Here is a 10,674-nt window from a genome sequence, read left to right as displayed (position 1 = left end):
CCGGCAAACGCGCAAATGCGGTCTTTGGCGGCAAGCTCTATTGCGGCAAGCATGGTGAACAGATTGTCGCGACCTATGCACGACACTACTCTTGTAAAATGAAAGGTTGCCCCAACCGGAGCCTCAATTATGACGAGGTTATCGCAATGGTGATCAAGGCAATCAGCACACTTGACCAGGACATGATCATGGCGCATTTCGACAATGCAGACATGGTAAAGAGGCGGTCCAAACTTGAACGCGAGATCAAACGACTGAGAAAAGAGCTTGAGGATATACGTACAGGCCTGAACAAGGTGATTGATGCCTTGGGGCCCGATTCCAGATCCCATGAAATCCGTGCATTCTTCAATGACAAGTCAGAACAGATCCATCGCACGAAACTCGATATTTCCCGATATGAACGGGAACTGACCGATACGTCTATCCCGAAAAGCATCGACCGCATTCTCGCTCGCCACAACAAACTGATTGCCAAATTACGGGTCTGGTCCCGAGATCCGGAAGCGGTGATTCCGCTTCGGCAAATCATCGACAGACTGACCATTCACGCCACCTGGGATGAGATCGAGGAACGCTGGGATCGAAAATGCGAGGTGACGTTTGATTTTCCAGCGATCATCACTGCCGACAAGCGGCTCTCTTCCTGATCAAGGAAAGAATGGCAACCGGCAGAATTGTGCCGGTTGATCAGAGAGACAACCCTCTACCTTACATATGTAAAATCCCCAAAAGGACCGTTCACGCCCGTTCGATCTGGTGCTCAATCCATTTGCTGATGCTCATGCCAGAGGCCCCGGCCAGAATGGAGGCCAGCCTGAGCTTAGCCGCAAGCAGATGCAGGAACGGACAAAGCTCAAGAGTGATTTGGCCATACTGGACAAGCTGACAGACTCTCAAAGCAATGGAGCAAACATCTACACCATCACTTACACGCAGCTCAAACCTCAAACGGTGAGCTTTGATGATGCAATGTTGAATGAAGAAAGCCCCGCTCGACTGGCGGGGCTTTTGTTGGAGTGTATCATCAGCAATGATCGCTAGGCAGCAACAAGTGGCTGAGCGCGTTCCAGTTTCTTTGTCAGAGTTTTGGAGTGCTGCGCCCGCCACATATCATTCATGAACTGGAGGTTCATCCAGAACTCCGGGGTCGTGCCGAGAACCTTTGCAAGCAAATATGCCGTTTCCGGAGTTACTCGACGCTTGTTCCCGCAGAGCTCATTGACAGTCTTTCGACCGACACCCATCGCTTCTGCAAGTTTGCCCTGGTTGATTTCCAGAGGCTCAAGGAACTCTTCATTGAGCATCTCCCCCACACTGGTAGGCTGATGAGCGGGTATTTTGACGGTTTCAACCATGGGATCACCTCACTACTTGTATGTATGGGGATCGAGATAAACCCCATCTGCCTGGCCTGAATTCCATCGGAAAACCAGGCGGTACTGTTTGTTCACTCGTATTGAGCATTTGTCAGAAAGCTTTCCCTGCAGATGCTCAAATCGATTTCCCGGTGGCACTCTCAAATCCTGCGCGCCATGCGCGGCATGAAGGATATCAAGCTTGCGCTTAAGAGCTTTTTCGATCGTGCGGGGTATGTTGGAGGACTTAATTCCCTTAAAATAGTAGGCATCCAACCAATCATCCCGAAACGAATTGATCATGGCTTAATGTACCCTGTATCGACACACGTTACAAGCATGTTTTACTATTGTGTTTGAAGTGCCCTATTTGAGCACTTCAGGAAGTCCACTGAAAGACTTATCACACAAAGGCAGCAACAAAACTGAAGTCCGGATCGTCAACGATTGCCATATCGGCTTAGCCAAAAGCACATCTTGTCGACAAACTTACAAACGCCTGCAAAGAAAAAGCCCCAAGTTTGACCCTGAGGCTTTTGTGTTAGGGCTCTAACTTGGAATCGAGCTCATAGTCAATTGCGTCCATGGCTTCCTGAACGGTTAAAAAGGTACTCTTAGGCTCACCATCGAGGTAACACCTAACAAATCCCTTTGTATCGAAGACCAATACGATGACCCTTCCTCTGTATCGAACTCTGACCAAAGCGATTGTCGACGCATCAACCTCTTCGAGCTTAGCGTCGACAATCGTGAGATCATCTTCGGCAATCTCTTCATTGCAAGACTTCTTGTAATCACGGTACTGCTCGCAGAACATTAGAGCAGCCATCCTGCAAACCAATTCAAATATTGGCCTTGAGTAACCTTGCTTCCTTAACCATTCGAGGACATAGGCATAGCAATCCGCCCAATTAAAAAATTCCATTTGCACCCTCCTTGTTGCTCGTTTGAACAAAGCTTTAGAGGTTTTGATGCAAGGGACAAGCGAAAATCAGAAAGGCAGGACGACTGCATTCAGCCAGTCAATGGCAGATTGGGAAAGCTCCATTGCTTTACTGACAACCCTGTCAAGATTCGTGCCAGCAATACATCGCGCAATAAGCAGCCGTTTCTGGGACACAGGACAGATACGAAGCATCGTGACCTGACAAAGGTCAGTTTCCAACAGCCACAAGGCCTCGCAACTGGGCCGTCAGTAGCTTTCGGAATTTCTAGACCGGATATTGTGAAAGTCCGACCCATTTAGCCGAAATTGTCGGAAAGCGCTTCACAGCACCCGGAACTACATTTGGCGGTTCGCGGAGCCGCGCCGTTAAACGCCCGAGCTCATTACATAGAAGTTCGACTTTATAGAGCCAAAACCGTCAAGGTTTTCCGAGCCAACTCGCAGGTGCGAACGAACACCAAACAGAACACACAGGGAATAATACACCTTAGTCATCTTTTAGGTTACTATTTTCAATGATACACATCTGCTCCTAGACAACTAAAGGAGTACATCATGGTTAAATCTAAAACATTTTTCATCAAACCTGACATCTTTACACACTATAGGAAAGAAGCTTCTTACACACAGGAAGCGCTTGCCGAGGCCATTAATAAAAGCGTTGATGGCATCAAAAGAATTGAGCGGCTCGGTCGCACAACACTCAAGACCGCCGAGGCAATCGCAGATGTATTAGGAATTTCTCTCAAGGTCCTTGAGGGAAAAAAAGAAAGCCTATTTACAAACTACTGGGTTCAATACGGTTCTGTAGATCACAACCTATTAGAACCCGGCAAGCTATTCCACTACAGTTCTGAAATGTTTGAATGGATTAAGAAAGAGAGTGGTTCTCTGCACTTCAGCTATGAAGGTGAATTCAAGCGCCATGCAAAATTCAGTCATGACGGTCTTTTCTCAACACTACATTTTAGCGAATACCAGGATACAGACGACCTAATATTTCGTTTTGCAAAGGTCCGCATCGATAGCGAAAAAGGCATCATGACTACAAGCATGAGCAACTTTGAGCGATCTCTCTTGGACAGAGAAATAGAGAGTTTTTTGCAGAACAACGCGACTTCATTTGAATGCCCCAACAAACTCCGCCGGGGAGGCAATTGTTACTTAGTTACGGTGAGCAACCTGATCAATGAAGAAACCCACACCTGCCCAAGCACACCTATAAGCGACGTAACAATCCCATCTTACGACGGAAGCCAATCATTCGTTCGCACAGTTTTCGACAGTCGTGTTTTCCAGAACAGCGAAGACTGCGTAGGAGCGATCTCGCGTTGGATAAATGCTAGGGAAGTTTTGAATTTAGTTAGCTGGGATCATGATGAGTCTGTCGCAATAATGCTCAACACCAAAACCAACGTCCCAATAGTCATTCGACTAGAAAGAAAACACCGTGATCAAAACGGCGTTCTGCACGACGCTACATTTCCTTATAAAAAGGAAATTGCTGACAGGATTAAAAGTTTTGAGCATCACTATCAGTTTGGCTTAAATGAGATTTCACTCGCAGAGTACCCAGCCCGACACACGTCATGGAATTATTGCAACCATGACAAACACTAGACATGCTGGAACCAAGACACGGCAACAGGCTAAGGCCAATTGCATGATATCTCACCACGCATTCAGGCATATTAATAATATCAAGTAGCTAAAGCCAAATTGCATTGGGCGAAGATTTTTGCAAACTTGTTAGACAGACTGCAATTTATCGAGGGACGTAATGAAATACATATACTTTGCGTTCTTAGTAACAATGCTCCTTGGTTGTACAAGGGCAGTTGCAAGCGAAGCGATCCAATGCTTTGAATTTGCATGGGCTCACCCTAACGACGACGGATTGGAGCTAACTCGCGGTCAAGCTCTGGAATTATGCAACGGCGCATCAAATACCATCGAAGTCGTGCAATGTTATGCCCGGGCCTGGGCTCATTCCAGCCATGGAGGTCTGGGGTTAACAACTGGGCAGGCTGTAGAACTCTGCAATCGTGCGACCAATGCACTCGAAGTAACCCAATGCTATGCGCAGGCATGGGCTCATACTGCCAATGGCGGTTTGGGATTAACTGCTGGTGAAGCTGTTGAATTATGCAAATCAAGTCCCGCAAAATAGCCGTATCAATCAGTTAATCAATTACCACCCTCCCTAAAAGCTTCCAATCTGCTTCCAAACACAAAAACGCCTTAGCCGATTTCTCAGCTAAGGCGTTGATATTATTGGTTACGGGGAGCAGGATTTGAACCTGCGGCCTTCAGGTTATGAGCCAAGCGTCTGCCTATAATTCTCAACATCGCTCAATTTTTTACATGATATTTTTCAGATAGATAGTGCTCTTTCGTACTCTTTCCCTGTTGGCAAGTGTGGGCGAAATTTGGTACTGAGTGTGCCTCAATTGCGCCATGGCTGGAGGCCCAGCGCGTGGCGTCAAAAGCTTTGACCGACGCGGCCTGATCTGGCCTCCGACCTCGACCGAAGCCCCGCCCTAGTGGCGGGGCTTCTTTTGTTTAATTTTCAAATTATGTCTACGAGAACTATATGACTAATAGACATCTTGTAAAAATCTAATCAATCGCAAATTGTTACTCTAGGTAATAAAATATACGGATAATAAATCAATGATTGAGTCGATGCATCTTGCCAATATCGGCTCCTACGATGCAGCTGGAGCGCAACTGGAGGGCCTGAAGGACGTAAATTTCATTTTTGGTGCGAACGGCGCGGGTAAAACGACGATCTCGCGTGTCATTCAAGATGCCAGTTCGACACCGGATTGCAGCCTGACTTGGAAGAATGGCACCGTAGCCGACACTCGCGTGTACAATCGCGATTTCGTGCGCGATCATTTTGATGACAGCAGTAACATCAAAGGTATCTACACATTCGGTGGAAATGTCGAAGTCGCCAAAGAAATTGAAAAGCTGAATACCAACAGGGCCGACATTGAAAAAGAACTCATTGGCTTACGTCAAAATTTAGATGGCGGCGGCGGGAAAACAGGAAAACGACCAGAGTGCGACAAACTCGATAAGCAATTCAAGAAGGACATCTGGACGGAAAAAAAGAGATATGATGACCTGAAAGATGCATTTAAAGGCCTCAACAGCGACGGCGGAAAATTTCGCGATACCTATTTGGAAATGGTCAAGACGAACGCCGCAACTCTGAAGACATTGGAAAAGTTGCGGGAAGCTGCGAAAACAGTCTTTGCCAGCGATCTGACCGAAGAGGCCATTATCATAAAGCCAGACTACAGCGATCTCATCGTCAAAGAAGCCGACGCGATACTTGCAAAGAAAATCATCGGCAAAGAGGATGTCGATATCGCAGCGCTTGTCGTAAAACTTGGAAATAGCGATTGGGTGCGGCAAGGCCGCGAATACCTTAAGCATTCAGCGAATGCTTGTCCCTTCTGCCAGCAGGAAGTTCCCGCCAATCTTGAAAATGATCTGGAGAACTATTTCGATGAAGCATATCTGAGCGATATCAAGTCCCTGGATGCGCTTTTTGCAGGCTACGAAACAGAGGCCCGCAAGCTGCTAACCGCATACGACGAAATTGTTATTCGCCCTTACCGTTTTCTGAACAAAGACGCAATGGAGAAGGATATCCATACGCTCCGGATCACACTGGAGGCGAACATTGCGGCCATTAAGCGCAAGAAGGAAAATCCCAGCCTTCCAATTGGTCTCGAAGCTGCCGAGGAGGCTTTCAAGGCTGTTGATGGTCATATCGGCGCAGCCAATACAAAGGCCACGCAGAACAATGATACCTTCAAAAATCAAGCAGCACGCAAACGAACACTGACGGCGGAAGTTTGGAAACGGTTTCTCGAAGACACCAAGACAATCCATACGAAATTCAGCCAAGATCGTGCTGCGCTGAATAAGGCGATTCAAGGTCTGGAAAACCGTATAACGGCAAAGTCCGAGGCCTTGGAAAAAGTTAAGCAAGAGATCGAAGCCAAAGAGCGTGAGATCACCAGTATCAAGCCGACGATCGACGACATCAACAAGCTGCTGGCTTCATTCGGATTCACGAATTTCCATCTGCTTGAAAGCTCCAAAGAAGGATTTTACGAAGTCCGGCGGCCCGATGGCACGGATGCAAAAAACACCCTCAGTGAAGGTGAAAAGTCCTTCATCACATTTTTGTATTTCTATTTCTGGATAAAGGGATCGTTTGGAACAAGCGGCGGAACGACAGACCGAATTGTGGTGTTTGACGATCCTGTTTCAAGTCTGGATTCAGACGTTCTTTTCATTGTCTGTAGTCTGATCCTCAACGTCATGAACGAGATGCGTGTGGGGACTAGCCCTGTGCAGCAGCTTTTCATCCTGACGCACAACATCTACTTTCACAGAGAAATCGTCTTTCAAAAAGAAAAGAAGTCCAAAGGAGCAGGCAGACTCAATCACGGGTTTTGGATCATCCGTAAGATGTCGGGAAAATCAGAAATCAACCCGCATGCCGAAAATCCAGTGAAGTCCAGCTATGAATTGCTTTGGCAAGAAGTCAGGCAACAAAATCCTTCGAGCGCCATTATTCAGAATGTGCTACGCCGCATTCTTGAGCATTATTTCACGTTCTATGGCGGCATTGACTCCGACGAGATTGTCGAGAAATTCGAGGGTAAAGATAAAGTAGTCTGCTCTGCACTTTTCGCTTGGATCAATGATGGCTCCCATCATACCCACGGCGATCTTTATGTGTCATGCACTGATGAGCAGTTGCAAAGATACTTGAATGTCTTCCAGCGCATCTTCGAAGAGAACGATCATGGCGGCCACTACAAGATGATGATGGACGACGCTTATGTTGCATTGCCGATCGCAACGCCCGAAGCAGAGGTATCGAATGTCATGCCAATGGTCGATACTGCAATGACTGAAGATGCAGAAGGCCAAGCCATCGGGGACAGTTCGCTGCAAATTGGCGGCGAATAGCGGTTTATGTCCGAAGCAGATTTGAAAAGAGACTTACCAAGTCGTTGTCTCCAAACTCTTCATCGCTTCGTCGTTTCGATGGAGAAAATCCGGTGCTACGTTCTTCGTGGCGAGACTCTTCAATTTCCGAAATTCGGTCGTACACAACCGATTTAGCCGTTTCAGAATCGCGTCCGGTGAGCTTTGCCAGCGAGTCCAAGTATTCCAGATGTTCGTTCAGGCTACTTTCGGTATCCAGATGGGAAATGGCTTCACTGGTATCCGAAAACTCATACTCTATTGCCGCGTCCAATGTGGATGCGGCAAGTTCAGACAGCGTCTCGGACATATATTCCTGAACACTCTCGGTAACGGCAACTAATTCGTCTGGTGGAAGGCGATCTTCAATAACCTCTATTAAGCGCGCTTCTATAGCTTCCAGAAGCGCTTGCTTTTGGGAAACGTCATCGTCAACAAAGTTGCTTACCCACCAATGAAGCTGCGGTAGGTCCCTGCCCTCTTGCCATGAAATCAAACGCAGTGTGCTGGAGGACAGCACAGAGAGCGCTTTGTCAATAAAATGCTCTTCGCCGCTTGCCTCCCACCATTGGAGCAACATTTCCACGCGGTCTGTTAGTGACAGGTCATCCGGCGAATAGCTCGTATATCCGTGCCGCATATTTTTTTTCATTGATGGCGTGGTTTCAATCACCCGAGAATAGCTGCCAAAAGCGCTGGCGAATTTGTGTTTGATCTCAGGGTAAGACTTAAAGACCTCGCAGACATGCCGCCAAAGTTGCTTTGCCCAATCTGCCCTCCTGGCTGTTGCAGGCAAAAGTTCCAGAAATTCTTTCTCGATGAGGTACGATTTCAAAAAATCACGAACGGAAGGATTAACAAAGCTAACCTGCTGTCCAGAAATAGAGACAAAACCGGATTCCAGCGATTTTAATGCGTCTTCAAAATCTCCTGGCTTGGTCGGCTGTCCGTAATGGCCGCAAACAATCCGATGCAGCTCCGCAAAATTTCCTCTCAATTCATCAACTTCTTGCCCATATTCCGAACCGAAGAACAAGGCGACCAGCAGGTTTTGCGATTTCATATCCAATGCGCGGTACGGTTTGCTCCAAACAAGCTCCGGATTCTCAAGGGCATCATAGATGTATGCAGGGTAATCTGAAGGCTCCACCGCATCGATGCTATCACTCGACACGGAAGCGATAATGCGAGGATTGTAGTTTTTATGATCAACGATCTTTTTCAGCCAATCTCCATCCAGCAAAGCCTCAAAATGCTCCTGCGTCAGTTCAGAAGCGGATAAGTGATTGAACAAGATTTGCGACCTGATTTTTCTCGTGTAAGCACCGACATCCAAAATATATTTGGCAAGCTGCAATTTCTTATCGTCAACGTGATCTGATAATCTTCTGGCTTCCTCGAAAATATGCGCCCGCGTGGTGAGGATGAACCGTGAGTTCTTCGAACGCCGAATCCTGTTCACGAATGTTGCAAGTGCAGTATCACGCTGAAGAAGCGATTGGCGGTTTAGTTCAATCCGCCCCAGAAAGTCGTCGAAAAAGAATACCGTAGGCTTTCCGTCATCGACCTTGGTAAACCCTTCTTCCAACGAGGTGATGGCGTAGAACTGCCAACCCTCTTCAAGATATTGATAGGATATCATTTTTGCCAACGTCGTTTTTCCGACACCTGGGGGCCCTGAAACGATCAGGATTTTTTGGTCTTCGAGACGTTTTGTGGCGTCTTCAAAACTCTGGTTCCTCACATACACACGGAGGTCATCAAGAATTTCTTCTTTCGTTGCCTGAGTGAACGCCTCAAGGCCGGAATTTAGGATGCGTTCTAAGACAACGGTGCTGGATAGCCAAAGCTTGATGTGGGATTTTTCGATCTCTGGGTATGTTCTGAGGGCTCCTTCAATGTCTTCACGGCCCCTGATATCTTCTGGTTGCTGGAGGATGTCACCGGCAATCTCTGCCAGGGTATCGCTCTTTTTGGTTGTCAAAGATTGTGACGTAAAGAACAAATAGCGTTTAGGCTTGAGTTTGGAGACTTTGGAAACTTCCTTCTTGAGGGACGATTTCAGCGCCGTAAATGTCGAGCCAATGTAATGTTTGCATTGCAGGACAGTGGCATCCGCCCCCTTAGAGTGACGACCATCTATGCCACCGTCCGGCCCTGGACCGAACGCTGAAAATCTTTTTCCAGTGTCCGCTTTGGCAATATCGCGGCAAAGTTCTTCAAAATCGATGTGAGAGAGGTTTCCCAGTCTAGACATAATTTCTTTCCAATTCGCCGCTTTATGCAGGTTTCAATCTATTTCGAGTGCAGAGTTAGTCCCAGCCCTCTGTACGCTGCTACGTTTTTTTAGACCCTTTTTTGTCAATCGATATATTTACATAACTACTATTTTGACACGCGAGAATAATTGAGAGTTATTGAGCAGGATTGGCAGCCTATCCGGGCAGATTCTATACACTTGAATAAGGTTAAAATCCGCAGAATTACTTGTAGGCGGTGCGGGCCGAACGTTAGCAGAAATTATTCAACAAAATCAAAGCTTATATGCCCCATGCCAACACATAATCAGCCCTAAAGGTATCAATAGGTTAGCAGCAGGGTACCCCACGGTAACGGCCTCTATTTATTTAGGTAATCATTCATACGCTGATCAAAAGCATGCAGAATCCTCAAAGAATTTGCTTGCCTAACAGCCCCCTCATATCCCGGGAACATCGTCGCAGCACCAACTCCCAAATTGAAGCACTTCAAGTAAACCGCTTTAGCCTGTCTCACGGTCGCTCCCCCACTTGAAGAAACGCCTCAAACCGCACTTCAAACGACACAGGAACATGATCAGAGGACATCATCAACTCACGCATGACACATCTCCGATCAGCAATCCCCGGCGTCCGGCAACGGCTTCAATAACCGGCATCAAATGATGACGCGCCATGTCCTGAACGCACCGGTTCCGGGCTTTTAAATCGATTGTGCAGCCACTGAGAACCGCGCGGATCTGCGACAGCCAGAGACGCGGATTACGACAACCGGGAATATCGGCCTGGGCAACAACTTGGCTTATCTCTTGCCATTCAGGCGGATCAGAGGGATCGCAATGATCAGGAATGGCATCCGCCTCTTCGTGCTTGGCGCATTCGGTAACCAACCCATCAAGAATATCCAACACGCCAAGCCGTGAGGGCCTTTTTCCCCGTCGTTTAATATCTTCCAATGCTTTCCGGACGCCATCAAACCCGACACGCTCAATGGCCTCATTTACGCGCAAACAGGCATTGACCAGCGTCCAGGGATCGGCACAAAGGCGCTGCCACTCCCTTGCCAGGATCAGACATTGATCATCGACGGAAG

9 protein-coding genes are annotated in these 10,674 nt (G+C 47.5%); 4 read left to right on the top strand and 5 right to left on the bottom strand.

Features of this window, described 5'->3' with window-relative positions; translation table 11 throughout:
- Together AAC599_RS19855 and AAC599_RS19850 are read left to right on the top strand one after the other, a co-directional pair.
- On the top strand, nt 1–650 hold a 650-nt coding region (locus AAC599_RS19855), incomplete at its 5' end, for a hypothetical protein (protein ID WP_340152118.1).
- 109 nt (nt 651–759) lie between these two features.
- Nucleotides 760–1,044, top strand: a complete 285-nt coding sequence (locus AAC599_RS19850; protein WP_340152117.1) for a hypothetical protein — start codon at nt 760–762, stop codon at nt 1,042–1,044.
- Here AAC599_RS19850 and AAC599_RS19845 read toward each other — a convergent pair.
- From AAC599_RS19845 to AAC599_RS19835, 3 genes are all read right to left on the bottom strand, one after another.
- Nucleotides 1,041–1,358 (bottom strand): HigA family addiction module antitoxin, encoded by a 318-nt coding sequence (locus tag AAC599_RS19845; RefSeq protein ID WP_340152116.1) that lies wholly within the window; start codon nt 1,356–1,358, stop codon nt 1,041–1,043. The genes AAC599_RS19850 and AAC599_RS19845 overlap by 4 nt on opposite strands.
- Nucleotides 1,359–1,370: 12 nt before the next feature.
- A complete protein-coding gene (locus AAC599_RS19840) occupies nt 1,371–1,661 on the bottom strand; it encodes a type II toxin-antitoxin system RelE/ParE family toxin (RefSeq protein WP_340152115.1) in 291 nt (96 codons plus the stop codon).
- Between the two features lie 238 nt (nt 1,662–1,899).
- Complete coding sequence (locus AAC599_RS19835; protein ID WP_340152114.1) at nt 1,900–2,283, bottom strand: hypothetical protein; 384 nt, start codon at nt 2,281–2,283, stop codon at nt 1,900–1,902.
- A 576-nt stretch (nt 2,284–2,859) separates the two neighbouring features.
- On the opposite strand from AAC599_RS19835, the gene AAC599_RS19830 reads away from it, so the two are divergent.
- Nucleotides 2,860–3,924: a helix-turn-helix domain-containing protein gene (locus AAC599_RS19830; RefSeq protein WP_340152113.1), complete on the top strand. Its 1,065-nt coding sequence runs from the start codon at nt 2,860–2,862 to the stop codon at nt 3,922–3,924.
- Between the two features lie 1,053 nt (nt 3,925–4,977).
- Complete coding sequence (locus AAC599_RS19825) at nt 4,978–7,305, top strand: AAA family ATPase (RefSeq protein ID WP_340152112.1); 2,328 nt, start codon at nt 4,978–4,980, stop codon at nt 7,303–7,305.
- Between the two features lie 4 nt (nt 7,306–7,309).
- On the opposite strand, the gene AAC599_RS19820 is transcribed toward AAC599_RS19825, so the two are convergent.
- Nucleotides 7,310–9,580 (bottom strand): ATP-binding protein, encoded by a 2,271-nt coding sequence (locus AAC599_RS19820; protein ID WP_340152111.1) that lies wholly within the window; start codon nt 9,578–9,580, stop codon nt 7,310–7,312.
- A 591-nt stretch (nt 9,581–10,171) separates the two neighbouring features.
- Nucleotides 10,172–10,674, bottom strand: a 503-nt coding sequence (locus AAC599_RS19815) for a hypothetical protein (RefSeq protein ID WP_340152110.1), incomplete at its 5' end; no start/stop codon positions are given.

This window comes from uncultured Sneathiella sp., assembly GCF_963976355.1.
GTDB lineage: Bacteria > Pseudomonadota > Alphaproteobacteria > Sneathiellales > Sneathiellaceae > Sneathiella.
This window is presented reverse-complemented; position numbering and strand designations above follow the sequence as displayed.